This is a genomic window from Tenacibaculum xiamenense (genome assembly GCF_964513065.1).
Taxonomy (GTDB): domain Bacteria; phylum Bacteroidota; class Bacteroidia; order Flavobacteriales; family Flavobacteriaceae; genus Polaribacter; species Polaribacter xiamenense.
Genome location: NZ_CAZEQU010000034.1, coordinates 278,206 through 297,290, shown reverse-complemented (window position 1 = coordinate 297,290; position 19,085 = coordinate 278,206). Strand labels below are relative to the sequence as shown.

The window sequence follows — 19,085 nt, the reverse complement described above, 5'->3', positions numbered from 1 at the left end:
ATGCTATGGATTTGAATACTCGTCTTTTTTCTAAAGGTGATTAAACTTTCCAATACATATTATTATTCAATTTAAAATCTAGTAAAAAAAGTCTATGAACAAAATCTACTTTTACAAGATGATTACATGTGCTATGTTAGTATTTTTCTGCACACGATCATCTTACGGACAAGGCCATGAAACCTTTGATAATATCGATACTAGTTCTTCTACTCGATATAAAACAAGAACTTGGACAGGCAACGATGGGTCTATTTGGACAGCTACTAATTCTCGAACGAATGGAGCCGATATTAATGGAACCGCAGCTGGTCTTAATGATGACACAGCAAACACCTATGTTGAGTCAGGCACAATTCCCAATGGAATTCAATCAATAACCTTAACCTTTAAACAATTCTTCTCAGGAACTGATTCTGGTACATTAACTATTTATATTAACGGCTCGGAAATTGGAACTGTATCTTACAATGGAGATGAAAACTCTCCTGCAACAACTGCTTCTATTAATAATATTAATATAGCAGGTAATTTCGTTCTTAGAATAACTAACAAGATAGGAGGTGACAACGGTGGAGGTGATAACCGTATTGCCGTTGACGATGTTATTTGGACAGCCTACTCAACTTCAAATCCAACCGTTGGTTTCGAATCTAGCTCGAGCGTTAAGACGGAAACTAATAATCCATTCAATACAATGATACCTATTAAAATGGTTAATTACGATTCAAATGTTACAATAAATTTATCCATTGATGAAAGTAGCACAGCCGAAGCTAGTGATTATGTGCTAAACACAACTTCCTTAAATTTTAATGATAACGGAACAAAATATGTTTCCTTAGATATAAACCATGATACCGACATTGACAATGAAACTATTGTCTTGAATTTGATTGTTACTAACGGAACCGCTGACATTTCAATTTCCGAACATACAATATCTATATTAGACGATGACAAGGCATTGGTTATAAATGAAATTCATGCAGACCCCGATTCTTCTAATGGTGACGCAAATGGTGATGGAATAATTGATACAGCTGATGATGAGTTTATCGAAATATATAATAATAGTGGAACTGATTTGGATATATCAAATTGGCTATTACAAGATGCTACCAAAATACGACATACGTTCCCTAACGGCACCATTATTCCAAAAGAAGAAACTATCGTAATTTTTGGCGCGGGAACCCCCGTAACGGTTCCAGGATTAGTTCAAGTAGCATCTTCTGGCTCTTTAGGTCTAAACAATAGTGGAGATATTATCTCTATTAAAGATGAAAACAACAATTCCATTTTAGTCGAAACATATTCCTCTGCAGGAAATAATCAATCTATAGCCAGAAATAATGATGTTCATGGATCTTTTGTAGATCACTCAGAGATTACGACCAATCCTGGTTTATTTTCTCCTGGAAGAAATAACAGTAATAATACAGCATTCTCGTCAAAAATAAAATGGGTTGGAATAACTGACAATAACTGGAACACTTCGACGAACTGGCTTGACGGCAATATTCCCTCCTATAACTCCGATGTAGTTATCCCTTATGGTTTAACAAACTACCCTAACGTTTCTAGTCCTGTTAGCATAAATTCTTTAAAAATGAACTCAGGAACCTCTTTAATTGCAAATGCGAATCTTATCGGTAATGTTACCTATGAAAGAAATTTACCAACTTCAAATTGGTACTTAATTTCTTCCCCTCTTTCTGGAGAAACAATTGAAAACTTAATTAATAATCATACGTTTTCTTCTGGAACAAATTCAAATATTGGTATAGCTCCATATAAAAATGATGGTACCTCTTGGAATTATCAAACAATAAATTCAACAGGATATTTAGTTCCAGGTCAAGGAGTTTCTGTAAAATTGGCTTCCCCTGGCTCTATTTCTTTTACAGGAACCTTAAACAATGAAAATGTGGGTTTTCCAATTACCCAAAACGTAAATAATTTTAACCTAATTGGAAATCCATTTACCTCTTATGTTAATTCAGCTACATTCGCCACTTCAAATACGACATTATTGTCGGAAGAAACTATCTGGCTTTGGAATGGTGAGCAATATGTAACCTATAACGCTGCATCACCAATTGAATTAGCTCCAGGGCAAGGATTTTTTATTGAAGCTTCAGAAAATGGTAATTTAATATTCGACGTTTCGAACCAAAGTCATCAAACCAACGATACTTTTGTAAGGAATTCAGTAAAATCTTATCCCACTTTTGAGTTATTCATTGATAGTAAAGGAAAACAAAAATCTACGAAGGTGTTTTTTATAGATCATAAAACCACAGGTTTTGATAATGGTTATGATTCGAAATGTTTTAGTGAAGATACTTCCGACCTAACTATATTTACTCAATTGATTTCAGACAATAAAGGACAACAATTAGCCATTCAAACTTTACCTAATAACCATTATGAAACTTTAGAAATTCCTATTGGAATAAAATCTAAAGCTGGGCAAGTTACGTTTTCTGCTACAGCATTAAATTTTCCTGCTGATATAAAGCTAATATTAGAAGATAGAGTCAATAAGTTTTTTATAAATTTATTTGAACGAGCTTATCCAGTTGTTCTAAATGAAGAAGTCGATGGATTTGGCCAATTTTACATACACACTAAAAAGAAAACACTAGACATTACTCCTCTTGAACTATTAAACAACGTTAGTATTTACAAATCAACTAATAATTCTATTACAATTACTGGACTACAAACAAAAGAAGCTCCTTTATCATTATACTCAATTATTGGAAAGAAAATTATGAGCACCAAGTTTAACTCTAATGGAAACACAACAATTAAAATACCACAGTTATCAACTGGAGTTTATTTGATAGAAATATATTCTTCATTAGGAATGATTAGCAAGAAAATAGTTATTAAGTAATTACAATTAAAAGAAAATGAAAAAAGAAGTCAACAAAAACATATCAAGAAAAGAAGCTATTAAAAAAATAGGGAATTACGGTAAATATACAGCTCTTTCCTCATTAGGAATGTACATTTTACTTAATCCCAAAAAGGCACAGGCTCAGAGCCCAGATGCCCCCGGTGAAGGATTTTAAAACTAAAAAATCAACATTTATAAAGCTCGATGGAAAATCGAGCTTTATTCATTAATGAACTTTCAAATCAAAATTGCTTTCATATCACCACAATGTAAAAAAACACACAACTACCTAACTACAAGAAACTTACACTAACCCACAGTAAAAAAGACTTGATCTATATTTAATCCTTTTTCATTCTTTTGCTAGTATCTTTAAATTAAGTTCATATCCGATAAACTATGGCATATAGTTTGAGATAATGAAAATCACCTTAAATAATTAATTAAAAATATATAGTTATGATTACTGATTTAACCTTAACAAAGCTATCGTTCAAAAATGCAGGATATGATTCGTTTTTAAACGCTATTCATTATAATTTTATACATCCAACCAAAGGAAAATTTATTGCTGTTATGCCTGATAAATACTCAGAAGTACAGGTTGATTCCGTTGACTACACCATCAATCTTGTATTCAGTAACCTACAAGACTTAAAAGAATGGATATTAGATAAAATATAAAAAAGAGGTGAATTAACATTCACCTCTTTCTATTTTACTTTACTTCTAAAAAACTCTTTTTAATTAAAACGTATATTTTTATAGCTTTCTCCTATTATCATCTGATTTAGTATCAATTAATTTATTGTAAGGATCTACCCCTACCTCTACTGGCTTCTGATCAACAATAAGAGTGATTTTGTTGTTAATTTGAGTGATTTTATGTTTTTTCAAATATAACTCTACTTCTTCTTTTTTACCATCTACATCTTTCTCTCCAAAAATTCCAATATCAATATAATCGTTTAACGGAACTGATAATATAGGCTTTCTCATTTTTTCCGTTTTGTAAGAAATAGTATCACCCATTTTTTCTCCAAAGTATCGTTTACCTTTATCATCATTTCTATATTTACTTACATTAAACTCAATATCTACTTGATACTTGCCACCTCCTAATTCTTTCGAACTAACATCTATAATTCGATTTCTGTACAACGTAATAGTTTCAAACATATCTTTAATGGTATACTCTAAGCTATCTGGTACTACTTTTCTAATATAATCTACCATTTCAATGGAGGTTGTATAAGGAGGAGATTGAAACTTTACTTTATCAACATATTCTTTCAAAGCTCCGTTTAACTTATCCTCACCTATATAATCACTCAAGGCATAAAGTACTAAAGAACCTTTTTGATAATGAATATAACCCTGTCCGTCATTATACATTAGAGGCTTTTCTCTTTTTCTCTCAAAAGTTCTTCTTGTTAAGTAATTATCTAAAGACTTCTTTAAGAACTTTCTCATTTCATTTTTACCAGCTTTATGCTCTAACACCTTCAATGAAACATATTCAGAAAGACTTTCTGATAACATGGTAGCACCTAATACATCTGCTCCAATTACTTGATGAGCCCACCATTGATGCGCTAACTCATGTACAGTAACCGAAAATGGATAATCAACTCCTTCATCTTCTTTATTTACATCTGCTATAAATCCTATAGATTCTGAAAAAGGGATGGTATTTGGAAATGATTGAGCAAAAGACCCTCCTGTTTTTGGGAACTCTATAATTCTGACTTGCTTATGTTGGTATGGACTAAAATTTTCTGAATTATACTCTAAAGAAGCTTTTATTCCATCCATCATTCTGTCTAAATTATACTCATGTCCTTTATGATAATAAATTTCAAGATTTACATCTTTCCATTTATCTCTTTTAATTTCATACTTCGCAGAATTGAAAGCAAAAAAGTTTAAAATCTTACTATCCATTTTGTAATGAAAGTACCTTCTACCTCCTTCATTCCATTCTTTTTGTAAGTATCCGGGAGCTATTGCTATTTGATCTTCATCCGTACTAACCGTAGCTTCGAAATCAATCCAATCACTATCTCTTGAAATATATGTGTTCCCTAAAGCTGTGCTATCTGAAGGATGTGGTTTTAAATCGTTTTTAGCCAATCCATACTTCTTCCTTGTTTTATCATCACGAAGCTCACCTTGAGATGAATACCCAAAAGAAGGATAAATTCCACTATTGATAAATGTTCCATTTTCCCTTACTCGTGAATTCTTTCTAAAGAAAGTATTCGGTTTATTTTTCAGTGAAAAGGCGAGTTCTAAGCTATCACCAGGTTGCAAAGGAGTTTTCAATTTATAGATATCAAAATTGTGAATCGTATCTTCTGAAACTAAATCTACTGGTATATTAAATTTAAAAGTACTTGGATAATTGTTATGATTTAATAATAATGAATCAATAACCTCATTCGTTTTATTAATCATTTTATAAGTACCGGAAGAGTTAAAATCGTAGGTCTTAGGAAAAATATTCATATTTACATTCACTGCTACAATTCGCGGCTGTGCTTTTCCTTCATATTTTTTATATTTTTTCTCCCACTCAACACTAAGTTCCTCGTTTTCTTTACTAGAAGTTCGTTTATTTAAAATGTTATTTTCGTAATAAATTCGTGCTCCTAATCCAAAGAAAGCAATTGTAAGAACAACCAAAACAACGCTGGTTTTTAATGAGAGCCTTTCCTTTAAAATAGACAGTCTCTCCTTAAAAGAGCTAGGAATTCCTCTAACCCAAAACAATCCAGATAACACTACCAATATAAGACCTCCTAAAGTCCAATACCCTTTATAAATTAGATAACTTTTTAAGGAAGAACCATAACCATTCATATCTGAATACCTGAAACTTGGTCCTTGGTTATATTTAAAAATAGACTGCTCAATTCCTGCTTTATCTAAAAATGGAAGTCCCCAATTGATAAGAATTAAAATAAAAAGACCTATATAAGGATTCCCCACAAGTGTTTGTATAAAAAGTGCCATAAAAGCCCAAATAGCTAAGTGAACAAATTTTAATACAAATAATTCGAAAAAATAATGCCATAGTTCATAATTATAAAACCCGTTATAAGTTTGAAACAGTACTCCCGATATCATGATAATAAGCAGCAATACTAGCTGAACTTTTAATAATGCAATTAACTTCGATAGCCATAACACCCAGTTTGGTGTAGGAGTTACATCAACCAAATGATTTACTTTAGCCATCTTACCACGATGAACTAACATACCTGCGTACAAAAATGTTATGATATTTATTGATAAAGTAAAGGCTCCAGTTCCATATTGAAGTGTTTTCCAAGTAACAGGTAATGTTTTCGTACCAAACAACAGCCCTGTTTCTGATAATGAAACTATAATTAGAATTAGTCCTACCAAGACAATTGCAGCAAAAGGAACAGCCTTTACAACATATTTAAAATCTACTTTTGCTAATTTCCAAGTCGTTTTTAAATTTTGAAAAAAAGAAAAACTATAAGTAACTTTAGGTAACTGTACTTTGGTAATACCTCCAAAATTAGACTTAACTACTCTATTTCCTTGTTTCTTTCTAAAGATTGATAAAGACAAAGGGTTTTGAGCAAAAGAAAACTTCTTATAAACAAAACCAAAAATTAACGATGAAATTCCTAACCAAAGCAATCTGTTATAGACTATTAAACCTTTAAAAGGTAAAGCAACCTCATTTTGTTCTGCTACAGTCCAGTATCTTGTATAATATTTTAGCGCAGAATCTCCATAAGGGTCAATAAGCCCTGCAATAAATCTATTTTCTTCTTCAGATAGTAAACTCGACATCAACCCTTGAATAAACATAACAATGACAATTGCAATAAATCCTGAGGCGATGTTTCTCGTAAAAGTAACTACAGCGAAAACTATCGCACCAAACAAAATTGAATTTGGAATTACATAAACCAAGTAGGTGTATACATAAGAAGAGAAGTTAAAAGTTTCAATTATTTCTGAGTTTGTTCCAGGTAACCTAAAACCTATAATTACACCTAGCCCTACAGAAAGTACTATTATGGAAACTATTAGAAGTCCGCTTAAAAATTTTGCAAATAAGTAACTACTTTTTGTAAATGGATAAGAATACAAAATAGAGTGCATTTCACTCTTGTAATCTCTAAAAATAGTTACACCAATTATTGATGGAAATAGGAAAAAAATCAATTGTGCCATTCCATTGAACATTCCGTGAACTCCCAATGGAGAATTTACTATTTTATTTCCACCTACACTCACAACAAGACCATCAAAAAAACCAGCGCTTGCTGCTGAGAAAAAAAGAGATACAACGAAAAAAATTGAAAGATATATATAGAAGGCTGGTTTCTTAAACCAGTAATTCACTTCATGTTTAAATATTGTAGAAAACATATATTTTGTTTTTATAATTTAACTAAAAGCAACTAGGCAGATTTTACTGATTCATCTTTCTTTAAAGCTATAAAATACACGTCATCTAATTGTGGAGCTGCATTAACAAACTCCTCATTTGGTTTTTCATCCGAAAAGACACGAATGTTTAAGGTATTATCTTGATTATAATTGGCCGACAGTACGTTAAACATAGATTCATGTTTTTCTAAATCATCTCTATTTACAATTTTGGTCCATATTCTCCCTTCAATTTCCTTTGTTGATTCTTCAGGAGTTGTATGTTTTAAAATACGTCCTCCATTCAAAATAGCCATTTCATTGCACAATTCTTTTACATCATCAACAATATGTGTAGAAAAAATCACTGTTGAATTTGTTCCTACTTCTCTTAACACATTTAAAAATCGATGTCTTTCGGCCGGATCTAAACCTGCCGTTGGCTCATCAACTATTATAAGTTTTGGGTTGTTCAATAATAGTTGCGCAATACCAAAACGTTGTTTCATTCCTCCAGAATAACCAGCTACATGTTTTTTTCGAACATCATATAAGTTTGTTATCTCTAAAACATTAGTTATGATCTTATTTCTATCAGATTTAGAAGAAACTCCTTTTAAAGTCGCAAAATAATCCAATAAATCTTCAGCAGACATTTTAGGATATACCCCAAAAGATTGAGGCAAGTACCCTAAAACTTTTCTAAAGCTCATTGGGTCCTTTAAAACATCAATACCATCAAAAGTAATCGATCCCGTATCTGGGCTTTGTAGGGTTGCTATCGTTCTCATTAGAGAAGATTTACCAGCACCATTAGGACCTAGAAGTCCGAACATTCCCGTGCCTATACTAAGGTTCAAATGATCAATAGCTTTTACACCATTTTTATACGTTTTAGCAAGATTTTCAACAACTAATCTCATAAGTAAAATATTATGTTTGTTTAATTCAAAAGTTTATTGTTAGAAGCTTGCTTTTCTCTTTTGTTACAGAAAACGATAATTTATTAAATACAGAAAGAGGAGTTCAACCTCGGTTAAAACTCCTCTTTCATCCCCTTATATAAAAAAACACATTATCGTTTTTGGCTCCCAGGAGGGTATTCAGCCATTATTTTATTTACAAATTCTTTGATTCGTTCCTCTCTTTGTTCTACATTTCTCATATTAAGAGCTCCCGTTCCAACTCCTTGCCAAATAAGTTCCTTATTACTTGCATCTAACAAATCAATAAATAAAGTTCCCTCAGTATGTTGAGAAACAGTAACAAGATTTGGTCCATAGTACCAAGGATACCAGAAGCCTCCAAATCTATTGTCGTTAACATTAATTCTTTCTCTTGATTTGGTAAACAAACTTATTAATATATCAGGAGCTGAAGATTTTGTCATTCCTTTTGCCAATAACTCAGCTTCTACCGCTCTAAGAATTCTTTTTTTATCCAAATCATTAATAGGAGCTTTATCAATTCCTGTCTTATAAAATGCAAATGTTTTATATTTTGCAAAGTCTGCTTTAGTATCATAATCGGTAGATACTCTTACTGAACTACATGAAGTAAACAGTAACGCTAACATGGGTATGAATAGTAACTTTGATAGTTTCATCTTTTATATATTTAAAGGTTTTCTGATTAGAAATTCGCATGGAATACACAAATTTTATCAGAAACTGTTGGACATTCGTTCATCTGATTTTCGGAAGCCTTTCATAACTAGCATTTACAAAATTAGTTCTATAGCGGAACAACTTCTTTTACATAATATACAACAAAACAATCATTTCTTGAAAAAACTCAAAAAAGAACGTCTAAATGTGTTAAAAACACATCAATAAACATGCCAAAAAGTTAATTTTTTCAATTGTTTTATTATTTAAACGATTAATTTGAAAATTTAATCTGTAGTAATCACATTACTCGCAAATTATAAGTACTTTTGGCACGTGATACTTATTTCAAAATATCTTGTCCCCAACGGTTTTGTTGGTTTGGCTATCTACCCTTTTATTTTTTTAAAGAAAGATGAACTAAAAAAAGATATTTTTTTGATTAACCATGAACAAATTCATTTAAAACAACAGCAAGAGACCTTGGTTATTTTTTTCTTTGTTTTTTATGTACTTGAATGGTTTGTTAAATTAATTAAATACCAAAATACTGCATTGGCTTACAAGAATATAAGCTTTGAAAAAGAAGCTTATTTAAACGAAGGAAACCTTAACTATTTGAATAACAGAAAATTTTGGTCTTTTATTAATTATATATAATTTTCAAAAAATTCCGTTTTTTTTTAAGTTTTCCGTAAATTGCAGTCCTATTATTCAACCTAAATTACGAATGGAACAAATAACTCCTTATAAACCTAAACACAAAGTAAGAATTGTAACTGCCGCATCTTTATTTGATGGACACGATGCAGCTATTAATATTATGAGACGAATTATTCAATCAACTGGGGTTGAAGTAATTCACCTCGGACATGATAGAAGTGTTGAAGAAGTTGTTAACTGTGCAATTCAAGAAGATGCTAATGCTATAGCAATGACATCTTACCAAGGGGGACATAATGAGTATTTTAAATATATGTATGACCTACTAAAGGAAAAAGGTGCAGATCATATTAAAATCTTTGGCGGTGGTGGTGGTGTAATTCTTCCAGAAGAGATAGAAGAATTAATGGACTATGGGATTACCAGAATATATTCACCTGACGATGGTCGAGAGCTAGGCTTACAAGGAATGATTAACGATTTAGTTCAGAAATCTGACTTTCCTATAGGCGATGCTTTAAATGGAGAAATTGAAACGCTTACCGAAAAAAGAATAGGAAGTATTGCCAGAATTATTTCTTCTGCCGAAAACTTTCCTGACATAGCTAAAACTACTCTTGAAACTATTCATGAGAAAAATAAAACGTCAAAAACCCCTGTATTAGGTATTACAGGTACAGGTGGGGCTGGAAAATCAAGCCTTGTTGACGAGCTAGTACGAAGATTTCTAATAGATTTTCCTAATAAAACTGTAGGTTTAATTTCAGTAGACCCGTCAAAGCGTAAAACTGGAGGTGCTTTATTAGGTGATCGTATTCGCATGAATGCTATAAACAATTCTAGAGTTTATATGCGATCTTTGGCTACACGTCAATCTAATTTAGCTTTATCAAAATATGTAAACGAAGCAGTCGAAGTACTAAAAGCTGCCGAGTTTGATTTGATTATACTAGAAACTTCTGGTATTGGGCAATCAGATACGGAAATTATTGAACATTCTGATACTTCTTTATATGTTATGACGCCCGAATTTGGTGCTGCAACTCAATTGGAAAAAATAGACATGCTTGATTTTGCGGATTTAGTTGCTATTAACAAATTTGATAAAAGAGGAGCTTTAGATGCACTTAGAGATGTAAAGAAACAATACATGCGTAATAATGATCTTTGGGATACCCCAATGGATGAAATGCCTGTATTCGGAACGATTGCTTCTCAATTTAATGATCCAGGAATGAACTCTTTGTATAAAGCTATTATGGACAAAGTTGTTGAGAAAACTGGAGCAGACTTAGAGTCTACTTTTGAAATAACAAAAGAAATGTCTGAAAAGATATTTGTTATTCCACCTGCTAGAACAAGGTATTTATCAGAAATATCTGAAAATAATAGAGCTTACGATAAAAAAGTTGATGAACAAGAAAAAGTAGCTCAGAAACTTTATGGAATTTATCAAACTATTCTTTCTGTTGCTAATATCGACAAAACAGAAACGTCATATCTAGATAAATCTGGAATCAACGAAGAAGAAATTCTTGCTTTTTCTACAAATGAGGATGATAAACAGTTCTTGTCTTTATTGATTAAAGAATTCGATCGTGTTAAAATGAATCTTGACCCATACAATTGGGAAATCATTTTGAATTGGGATACTAAAGTTAAAAAATATAAAGATCCTATTTACACTTTTAAGGTTCGCGATAAAGAAATAAAAATTGAAACCCATACCAAATCTCTTTCTCATTCGGATATACCAAAGGTTGCATTACCAAAGTATAAAGCTTGGGGTGATTTACTTCGCTGGAACTTGCAAGAAAATGTTCCTGGTGAATTCCCATACGCCTCTGGATTATACCCTTTCAAGAGAACTGGAGAAGATCCTACAAGGATGTTTGCAGGAGAAGGTGGTCCTGAACGTACAAATAGACGTTTTCACTACGTTAGTTTAGGTATGCCAGCAAAGCGTTTATCTACAGCTTTTGATTCGGTTACTTTATACGGAAATGACCCTGGACATAGACCTGATATTTATGGAAAAATTGGAAATGCAGGTGTTTCCATTTGTTGTTTAGACGATGCTAAAAAGTTATATTCTGGTTTCGATTTGAGTCATGCAATGACTTCGGTTTCCATGACTATTAATGGTCCTGCTCCAATGCTGTTAGGATTCTTTATGAATGCAGCTATTGACCAAAACTGTGAGAAGTATATCAAAGAAAATGGTCTTGAAAGTCAAGTGGAAGCTAAACTTAAAGAGCTGTATGATAGCAAGGGAATTGAAAGACCTAGATATAATGGTGAGCTTCCTGAAGGAAATGATGGTTTAGGTTTATTACTATTAGGTATTACAGGAGATCAAGTTTTGCCTGTAGAAGTTTATAATGAAATTAAAGCAACTACATTATCACAAGTTCGTGGTACTGTTCAAGCGGATATATTAAAAGAAGATCAGGCTCAGAACACTTGTATTTTCTCAACAGAATTTGCTCTACGTTTAATGGGAGATGTTCAGGAGTATTTCATTGAAAAAAATGTACGTAACTTTTATTCCGTTTCAATCTCTGGATACCATATTGCTGAGGCTGGGGCGAACCCAATTACTCAGCTGGCATTAACTTTAGCTAATGGATTTACTTATGTAGAATACTATTTATCGAGAGGAATGGACATTAACAAGTTTGGTCCTAACTTATCTTTCTTTTTCTCAAATGGTATTGACCCAGAATATGCGGTAATCGGTAGAGTTGCTCGTAAAATTTGGTCAAAAGCTTTAAAATATAAATACGGTGCAAATCCAAGAGCTCAAATGTTAAAGTATCATATTCAAACTTCTGGGCGTTCGTTGCATGCTCAGGAAATAGACTTTAATGATATTAGAACTACATTACAAGCTTTATACGCTATTTACGACAACTGTAACTCGCTTCACACAAATGCTTATGACGAAGCTATTACAACTCCAACTGAAGAATCAGTGCGTCGTGCTATGGCTATTCAGTTAATTATCAATAAAGAGCTTGGATTAGCTAAAAATGAAAACCCAATTCAGGGATCATTTATTATTGAAGAGTTAACTGATTTAGTTGAAGAAGCGGTACTTACAGAGTTCGATAGAATAACGGAACGTGGTGGTGTATTAGGAGCTATGGAAACCATGTATCAGCGCTCGAAAATTCAAGAAGAGAGCTTGTATTACGAAACATTAAAACATACTGGGGAATTCCCTATTATTGGTGTAAACACCTTCTTAAGTTCTAAAGGCTCTCCTACGGTTACTCCACAGGAAGTCATCAGAGCTACAGAAGAAGAAAAGTTATTCCAAATTAAAACAAAAGAAAACCTGAATGAAGCAAACAAACAAAAGGTTTTAGATCAATTAAAATCTATACAACAAGCTGCAGTTCAGAATGAAAATATATTTGAAAAATTGATGGATGCCTCTAAGGTATGTTCCTTAGGTCAAATTACTTCTGCTTTATTTGAAGTAGGAGGTCAATATAGAAGAAATATGTAATTAACATAAAGAGCACCTTTTTAGATAGGTGCTCTTTATTTAAAAAATTTATGCTATGAAAAATGCTCCGATTAACTTTAAGAAATGGAGTTTTAGATGTCTTATCTATACTTTTATAACACAAGCGACACTTACTTTTCTTATCTCTTCATTTAATCCGCTAATTGAAGATCAAAATACTTTTGGTAGAAACCTTCAAGTATTGTCTGTAATAAATATAATTACGTTAATTATTGGAGTTTCTTTCCTTATTATCTCATTAATTAATAAAGAGGAAAAAAACTATCAAATTTATGCAGGTATTGTTTTATACCCTGTTTTAGCCATTCATACACTGTTATCCTTCATTGGATAATTAAAATATAGCTTGACAGTTTTCATCATATAATTAGTGTAGGACTTTTTACCGACTTTTGAAATGCGTCAACGATTTTTACTATAATCTCCTTTGGATGAGCTAAAATAAAAAAGTGGTTACCTGGAATACATTCCAATTTTTGCAGAAACTTGGTTTCGTTACCCCATGCCCTAATAGAAGTCAATAGAGTTTTATTCTTGCCTTCACCAATTTCATCTTCCCCCATACAAATAAATATTGGTATTGAAAACGGAGTATTCATAGGTTCATAGTTGTATTCTTCTAGCGCTTTAAAATCCGCCTTTAAAATAGGATATTGTAACTCTAAAAGTTCCTCGTGCTCTAAAATCTCACTTGGTAAACCTCCCATTTCTTCCACTTGCTTCCAAAATTTATCTTTAGGTAGCTCAGACTTTTTTTCTATTTTCTGGGTTCCTGGTGCTCCCCTACCTGTAAAATATAAACATTCTGGTAATTGACATTTAAATTTCACTAACATTTTTGTTAATTCATACCCTAATAATGTACCTAAACTATGACCATAAATCATGTAAGGTTCCTCGTTTAAATGTGGTTTTAATTGGGAGAATAGATCATTTACCATTGAGTCTATGTCTTCAAGAATTGGTTGACCAAATCTATTTCCTCTTCCCGGTAACTCTAAAGTCACCCACTCAATAGTATTAGGAACGTATTTTTCAAGTTCTTTGAAGCTATATATATTGCCTCCTGCGAATGGCAAGGCTATGATTTTCATAAATTATTTGCTTAGATTGTTTTCGCCGCGAACTTACTGTTTTTTTAATGGAGTCAATAAAAATTAACAGATAATGCTACCTTTAAATCTGTATTTTTAAATTAAGGCGAATTCCGGTATTTATATTATTGATAAAAGCTAACCTTTTGTATAGGTAAAAAATTCGTCTTTCCCTTTATCTGTGAGATATGGGAAAACAGTTTGCATAATTAGCTCATTATTAAAACTTATCTTACTAGGATTTAACTGTGATTCGATACTTGCATGTGAAAACCAAAAATCGCCAATAATTTGTATGCGCTTGTACAAATTCAAATATTCGTTTTCCAGCTGCTCTTCTCTTACAAAATCTCTCGAAATTAGATCATTAAATATCTCTAAAAATTGTTGCTCTCTAATTCTTGTTAATAAAACATAATGTTTCTTTATTTTACTATGTTCCCGCATTATTTGCATGAAATCGAGCATAAAAAATCTATATTCATAAAAGATATGGGCTATTGTTCTATTTAGGTTAAACAACAATTTAAGCTCTATTTTATTAGTAATTAATAATTCTATTTCTTTATTTATTTGCTTTACCATTTCAAAGTATATCGTTTCAATTATATCCTCCCGTTTTTTAAAATGATAATTCAAATTTCCCTGACTTATTCCCATTTCCGCTGCGATTGTTCTTAAAGTTACCTTTGATAGTCCTTGTTCATTAAAAAGAAATATGGCCGTTTCTAATATTCTATCTTTTGTTTTTCCCATTTTGCAAATATAAAAATTAGTATAGTTGACCTAATAAATATTTTTTTAGTAACTTTGACCTAATTTATTTAAAACTATGAAACACACTATCATTGGAGGGGGTATTGGAGGACTAACCTTAGCTCTTCTATTAGAAAAAAAAGGCTTTAATGTTGAAATTTACGAGCAAGCTGAATCATTTCAACCTATTGGTGCCGGAATTATTTTAGCTATTAATGCTATGAAAGTCTACACTCATTTGGGTATTCATGAGCAAATAGAACATCATGGAATTGAGTTATCAGAGATGAACATTACCAATCCGAGTTTTGACATCTTATCAAAAACAGATTTCTCTAATTTAAAAAGCAAGTTTCAAACAAAAACTATTGCCATACATAGAGCCCAACTTCAAAATATTTTATTGAAAAACTTATCTACTACACAAATCCATCTTGGTAAGAAGTTAAAATCTATTAACAAGCTAAAAGACGAGTATGAATTAACATTTCAAAATGGAGATGTTATCAAAAGAAAAATGCTAATTGGAGCTGATGGTTTGCGATCTAAAGTTAGACATTACATATTTCCAAATTCAAACATTAGAAATGGGCATCAAGCATGTTGGCGTGGTGTTACTTCTTTTAAATTAAGTACTTTTCAACAAAACAAGTTATTGGAAGCTTGGGGAAAGAAAGTTCGTTTTGGTTTTGTTCCTATTGATAATGAAAAAGTCTATTGGTATGCTTTAAAAAGCACCCCTTCAAATGAAAAGCCAATATTCGATTTTAATAACATGTTTAAGAACTTTAACCCTTTAGTAACAGAGCTTATTAAATCAACACCTCAAAATTCCATTCATTACGCTCAAATTGAAGATTTACTCCCCATGAAAAATTGGTATTACAATTCAATCTGTCTCCTGGGAGACGCTGCTCATGCCACAACACCCAATATGGGACAAGGCGCCTGTCAAGCGATCGAAGATGCTTATGTACTTTCTGAAAAATTAAGTACTGAAAATATTAAAAATGCTTTTTCAGAATACCAACAAGAACGTTATTCAAAAGCCAGTACTATTGTAAAAAATAGCTGGAGAATTGGTAAAATTTCCCATTTAAGCAATCCTATTTTAGTTACATTAAGAGATACTATCATGAAATTAACTCCATCAAGTGTAGGTCAAAAACAACTAGAAAACATCTTTAATTAAAATGGGTACAACAAATTCCTTTAGAAAAGTAGTTGAAGAACCTGTTAGTTTAAAGAAAAAACACCAAGAGTTACTTAAATTAATTGACTTTAGCGACACTTTTTCAACTACAAATCATAGTAATAGCATTAAAGAAATCACGCAGTTAATTTTCAATTATTCACCAAAATGGATTGATACTTTATTTTCTATAAGAAATAAACTAGCGGCAATAGTAGGACTAAAAAATAGTGTTCCAGAAGACTATAATAATGATTTCAAAATTGGTGGTTATGTAGGCTTTTTTAAAATTTATGATTTGGAAGGTGCTGAATGTATTTTAGGTTTAAACGACTCTCATTTAAATTTTCGAGTAATTATAGCCAGACAAACGTTAGAACAATATAATGTTAAGGTTACTACATTAGTTGAATACAATAATCTGAAAGGGAAAATATATATGACTATAATTAAACCATTTCATCGTATTGTTGTAAAGAGAATGGTTGCCAACGCTTTTAGTTCTTAAATTATAAGCAAAACCAATAAAAGAAGGCTTTCCAATCACTTATATTGTTAAATATAATACTTTAGATAATAGTTCAACATCTCTTTTTGTCCTTAATAGCTCCACAGTGAATCAAAGTTTTTTTGATGAAATTGTACCAGCAACTATGAAACAAATACGTTTTTTAAAAGGTCTTGAAGCCGCAACCTATGGATCAAGAGGTGCAAATGGTGTTATTATCGTTGAAACTTTTTAAATTATAAATCGAAATAGTCTAGATCATTTCGATTTTATTTTCAACAGAAATTTCAGATCCCTCAAGTAAAAAAACCGAAGCTGGTGTCGTTTCTTTAAGAAATTTGAAGTCAATTCCATAAGTTTCTTTAAAATTGACATCGATTTTCCATTCAACTACAGGATAGTATTTCCATGATGGATGCACAACTTCATATTCATTAGTTTTTAATTTATGTTTTGCATATCCCCAATAGTGCTCGGCTATAAACTCCACTTCTGAATCTTTCTCTATATCAATTAACGTATTTTCTGCTAAAACCGATATACTGTTCCAGCTAGAACTACTTTTCCATAAATAATCTACCTCAATATTATTGTTATCTATTTTCCATGAATGTTTCATTGGAAGGGTTTGATAGTTTTCATTATATATGGTATTCGCTACAAAGGTAATTGCCGGTTTCGGTACAATTTCTTTAATAAATACTACTCCCCTTTTCCATACATTTTTATCTTTTCGTTTCACATAGAAACGTAAATTTACTTCTTCAAAATTTGTATGAAATGGAATTTTAACTCCAAGTAACTTGGTGTTTTTAAACATAAAACCTATCAAACTTACATAGCAATTACCCTGAAAAAAATCTAATTCAGTTCCTACAGGAACATATGATTTTAATAATTCGGGAGTTACTTTATAATTTATCATTACCAATTTTCTCCATTCTGCTTTTAAAAAACTCATACTATAAATTTAGGCTATTAATACTATTTCCTTCCATTTTTCACTTTCAGCATATTCTTTTATTGTTTCATTTCTTTTCTTTAAAAAATTTGCCATGTACGTTTTCAAAAAAAGGAAATCCACAAGTTTTCCAAGAACACCAAAAGGCGATTTAAATTCTAATACATCAATTTGAAATGTGCAATCGTTCTTTTCAAAAAAATAATGTTCATGCTTAAAACTCTCAAAAGCTCCAGAAGTCATTTCATCTGCAAAATATTTGTCCGTTTCACATCCAATAATCTTTGAAGTAAAATTTTGATAAACACCTAAGTGCTTGGCTCTCCATGTCACTGTTTCTCCCAATTCTATTAATCCACTTTTCCTTCCTCCTACAACCTTCTCTTTATTTTTCTTTGACGAAATCAAATGTAATTCTATGCTCCGCGAAAGATTGAAAACAATTGATTTGTCCGCTTGTATTCGAGTTAATAACGTAATTGTAGGCATCTACTATATTTTAAATTCATTAAAAGATACCGTTTGAAAATTGAATCCTAACTTTAGTAACTTTTCAGGAAATACTTTCCTACTTTTCAATAATAATTCCGTTTCAGTTCCCATTATTATCGCTCCTAAATTCAAAACCATCTTTGGAAGGTTTAAGCCAAAAGGAACCTTCATTTTTTTACGTAGTAAGTTTTGAAACAATCTATTGGTAATGGGGTTTGGAGAGCAAACATTATACACTCCTTCTTCTTTATTAATTAAAAAATCAATTGCCTTCACATAATCATCTTCAGATATCCAACTAACATATTGGGTTCCTCTCCCTTGTTTTCCTCCAAGTCCAATACTAGTCATTTTCTTCATTAAAGGAAAAGCTCCCCCTTTATTACCTAAAACAATTGAAGTTCGGGTAATAATCTTTTTAGTTTGAGCCAAATTGTAATTATTAAATACTTTTTCCCATTTTTTGCATACATCCATAGAAAAATCTATTCCGATATTCCCTTTCGATTCTGTCATGAATTTATTTTCTGAATGTTCATATATAGTCGCTGAAGATGACTGAATAAATACTTTTGGCGGTTTATTAAGATGTTTAACAACTCTACATAATAAATCGGTGGATAATAATCTACTATTGTAAATTTCTCTCTTGTTTGATTCGGTGTATCTACAGTTTACAGACTTCCCCGATAAATTTATCAATACATCTGAATTTTCTAAAAACGAAACCCAATACCCAACTGTAACTCCGTTCCAATTTAAATAGCGAACATTATCATCATCCAACTTATGAGATCTTGTTAAAACATAAATTTGATTTTCTTTATCTCTTTTGTAATATTCAATTAGCAACTTTCCCAAATATCCAGTACCTCCAGCGATTATAATTTTCATCTGTTCATTTTTTATTACTTACATGTAACTTCCGATAAACACCTCCTTTGAGTTGAGAT

The 19,085-nt window shown here is 31.5% G+C and carries 16 protein-coding genes; 8 read left to right on the top strand and 8 right to left on the bottom strand.

The window, feature by feature from the left end:
* Positions 1-94: 94 nt before the first annotated feature.
* The 3 genes from ACKTTV_RS15995 (at position 95) to ACKTTV_RS15985 (ending at position 3,592) form a co-directional block, all read left to right on the top strand.
* Positions 95-2,905 (top strand): lamin tail domain-containing protein, encoded by a 2,811-nt coding sequence (locus tag ACKTTV_RS15995; protein ID WP_408031870.1) that lies wholly within the window; start codon positions 95-97, stop codon positions 2,903-2,905.
* Positions 2,906-2,921: 16 nt separating this feature from the next.
* Entirely contained in the window at positions 2,922-3,083 is a 162-nt protein-coding gene (locus tag ACKTTV_RS15990) for a hypothetical protein (protein WP_408031869.1), read from the top strand.
* Between the two features lie 284 nt (positions 3,084-3,367).
* Positions 3,368-3,592 carry a hypothetical protein gene (locus ACKTTV_RS15985; protein ID WP_408031868.1) on the top strand — a complete coding sequence of 75 codons (225 nt, stop codon included), beginning with the start codon at positions 3,368-3,370 and terminating at the stop codon, positions 3,590-3,592.
* Positions 3,593-3,670: 78 nt separating this feature from the next.
* Here ACKTTV_RS15985 and ACKTTV_RS15980 read toward each other — a convergent pair whose 3' ends face one another.
* From ACKTTV_RS15980 to ACKTTV_RS15970, 3 genes are all read right to left on the bottom strand, one after another.
* The gene (locus ACKTTV_RS15980) at positions 3,671-7,324 is read right to left on the bottom strand and encodes an ABC transporter permease/M1 family aminopeptidase (RefSeq protein WP_408031867.1); all 3,654 of its coding nucleotides are present in this window, start codon (positions 7,322-7,324) and stop codon (positions 3,671-3,673) included.
* 32 nt (positions 7,325-7,356) lie between these two features.
* Positions 7,357-8,247: an ATP-binding cassette domain-containing protein gene (locus tag ACKTTV_RS15975; RefSeq protein WP_408031866.1), complete on the bottom strand. Its 891-nt coding sequence runs from the start codon at positions 8,245-8,247 to the stop codon at positions 7,357-7,359.
* 152 nt (positions 8,248-8,399) lie between these two features.
* Positions 8,400-8,930 (bottom strand): DUF4136 domain-containing protein, encoded by a 531-nt coding sequence (locus tag ACKTTV_RS15970; RefSeq protein ID WP_408031865.1) that lies wholly within the window; start codon positions 8,928-8,930, stop codon positions 8,400-8,402.
* A gap of 731 nt (positions 8,931-9,661) precedes the next feature.
* On the opposite strand from ACKTTV_RS15970, the gene ACKTTV_RS15965 reads away from it, so the two are divergent.
* Both ACKTTV_RS15965 and ACKTTV_RS15960 read left to right on the top strand, forming a co-directional pair.
* Positions 9,662-13,108 carry a methylmalonyl-CoA mutase family protein gene (locus ACKTTV_RS15965; protein ID WP_408031864.1) on the top strand — a complete coding sequence of 1,149 codons (3,447 nt, stop codon included), beginning with the start codon at positions 9,662-9,664 and terminating at the stop codon, positions 13,106-13,108.
* A 55-nt stretch (positions 13,109-13,163) separates the two neighbouring features.
* The gene (locus tag ACKTTV_RS15960; protein ID WP_408031863.1) at positions 13,164-13,463 is read left to right on the top strand and encodes a hypothetical protein; all 300 of its coding nucleotides are present in this window, start codon (positions 13,164-13,166) and stop codon (positions 13,461-13,463) included.
* Between the two features lie 25 nt (positions 13,464-13,488).
* On the opposite strand, the gene ACKTTV_RS15955 is transcribed toward ACKTTV_RS15960, so the two are convergent.
* On the bottom strand, positions 13,489-14,223 hold the full coding sequence (locus ACKTTV_RS15955) for a thioesterase II family protein (protein ID WP_408031862.1): 735 nt from the start codon (positions 14,221-14,223) through the stop codon (positions 13,489-13,491).
* Between the two features lie 138 nt (positions 14,224-14,361).
* The gene (locus tag ACKTTV_RS15950) at positions 14,362-14,979 is read right to left on the bottom strand and encodes a TetR/AcrR family transcriptional regulator (protein WP_408031861.1); all 618 of its coding nucleotides are present in this window, start codon (positions 14,977-14,979) and stop codon (positions 14,362-14,364) included.
* Between the two features lie 76 nt (positions 14,980-15,055).
* Between ACKTTV_RS15950 and ACKTTV_RS15945 the strand changes: the two genes are divergently transcribed.
* The 3 genes from ACKTTV_RS15945 (at position 15,056) to ACKTTV_RS15935 (ending at position 16,914) form a co-directional block, all read left to right on the top strand.
* Positions 15,056-16,171: an FAD-dependent monooxygenase gene (locus ACKTTV_RS15945; RefSeq protein ID WP_408031860.1), complete on the top strand. Its 1,116-nt coding sequence runs from the start codon at positions 15,056-15,058 to the stop codon at positions 16,169-16,171.
* 1 nt (position 16,172) lies between these two features.
* On the top strand, positions 16,173-16,679 hold the full coding sequence (locus ACKTTV_RS15940; RefSeq protein WP_408031859.1) for a DUF2867 domain-containing protein: 507 nt from the start codon (positions 16,173-16,175) through the stop codon (positions 16,677-16,679).
* Positions 16,680-16,785: 106 nt separating this feature from the next.
* Positions 16,786-16,914 (top strand): hypothetical protein, encoded by a 129-nt coding sequence (locus ACKTTV_RS15935; RefSeq protein WP_408031858.1) that lies wholly within the window; start codon positions 16,786-16,788, stop codon positions 16,912-16,914.
* 18 nt (positions 16,915-16,932) lie between these two features.
* Here the strand turns inward: ACKTTV_RS15935 and ACKTTV_RS15930 are convergent, their stop codons facing one another.
* From ACKTTV_RS15930 to ACKTTV_RS15920, 3 genes are read right to left on the bottom strand one after another with little or no spacing between them, the layout of a single operon-like run.
* Positions 16,933-17,640 (bottom strand): YqjF family protein, encoded by a 708-nt coding sequence (locus tag ACKTTV_RS15930; protein ID WP_408031857.1) that lies wholly within the window; start codon positions 17,638-17,640, stop codon positions 16,933-16,935.
* Between the two features lie 9 nt (positions 17,641-17,649).
* Entirely contained in the window at positions 17,650-18,129 is a 480-nt protein-coding gene (locus ACKTTV_RS15925) for an SRPBCC family protein (protein WP_408031856.1), read from the bottom strand.
* 3 nt (positions 18,130-18,132) lie between these two features.
* Complete coding sequence (locus tag ACKTTV_RS15920) at positions 18,133-19,026, bottom strand: TIGR01777 family oxidoreductase (RefSeq protein ID WP_408031855.1); 894 nt, start codon at positions 19,024-19,026, stop codon at positions 18,133-18,135.
* Between the last annotated feature and the right edge of the window lie 59 nt (positions 19,027-19,085).

Excerpts from the sequence above, each read along its gene's own strand:
- ACKTTV_RS15995 (WP_408031870.1), top strand. The coding sequence starts at position 95 with ATGAACAAAATCTACTTTTACAAGATGATTACATGTGCTATGTTAGTA.
- ACKTTV_RS15990 (WP_408031869.1), top strand. The coding sequence starts at position 2,922 with ATGAAAAAAGAAGTCAACAAAAACATATCAAGAAAAGAAGCTATTAAA.
- ACKTTV_RS15985 (WP_408031868.1), top strand. The coding sequence starts at position 3,368 with ATGATTACTGATTTAACCTTAACAAAGCTATCGTTCAAAAATGCAGGA.
- ACKTTV_RS15980 (WP_408031867.1), bottom strand. The coding sequence starts at position 7,324 with ATGTTTTCTACAATATTTAAACATGAAGTGAATTACTGGTTTAAGAAA.
- ACKTTV_RS15975 (WP_408031866.1), bottom strand. The coding sequence starts at position 8,247 with ATGAGATTAGTTGTTGAAAATCTTGCTAAAACGTATAAAAATGGTGTA.
- ACKTTV_RS15970 (WP_408031865.1), bottom strand. The coding sequence starts at position 8,930 with ATGAAACTATCAAAGTTACTATTCATACCCATGTTAGCGTTACTGTTT.
- ACKTTV_RS15965 (WP_408031864.1), top strand. The coding sequence starts at position 9,662 with ATGGAACAAATAACTCCTTATAAACCTAAACACAAAGTAAGAATTGTA.
- ACKTTV_RS15960 (WP_408031863.1), top strand. The coding sequence starts at position 13,164 with ATGAAAAATGCTCCGATTAACTTTAAGAAATGGAGTTTTAGATGTCTT.
- ACKTTV_RS15955 (WP_408031862.1), bottom strand. The coding sequence starts at position 14,223 with ATGAAAATCATAGCCTTGCCATTCGCAGGAGGCAATATATATAGCTTC.
- ACKTTV_RS15950 (WP_408031861.1), bottom strand. The coding sequence starts at position 14,979 with ATGGGAAAAACAAAAGATAGAATATTAGAAACGGCCATATTTCTTTTT.
- ACKTTV_RS15945 (WP_408031860.1), top strand. The coding sequence starts at position 15,056 with ATGAAACACACTATCATTGGAGGGGGTATTGGAGGACTAACCTTAGCT.
- ACKTTV_RS15940 (WP_408031859.1), top strand. The coding sequence starts at position 16,173 with ATGGGTACAACAAATTCCTTTAGAAAAGTAGTTGAAGAACCTGTTAGT.
- ACKTTV_RS15930 (WP_408031857.1), bottom strand. The coding sequence starts at position 17,640 with ATGAGTTTTTTAAAAGCAGAATGGAGAAAATTGGTAATGATAAATTAT.
- ACKTTV_RS15925 (WP_408031856.1), bottom strand. The coding sequence starts at position 18,129 with ATGCCTACAATTACGTTATTAACTCGAATACAAGCGGACAAATCAATT.
- ACKTTV_RS15920 (WP_408031855.1), bottom strand. The coding sequence starts at position 19,026 with ATGAAAATTATAATCGCTGGAGGTACTGGATATTTGGGAAAGTTGCTA.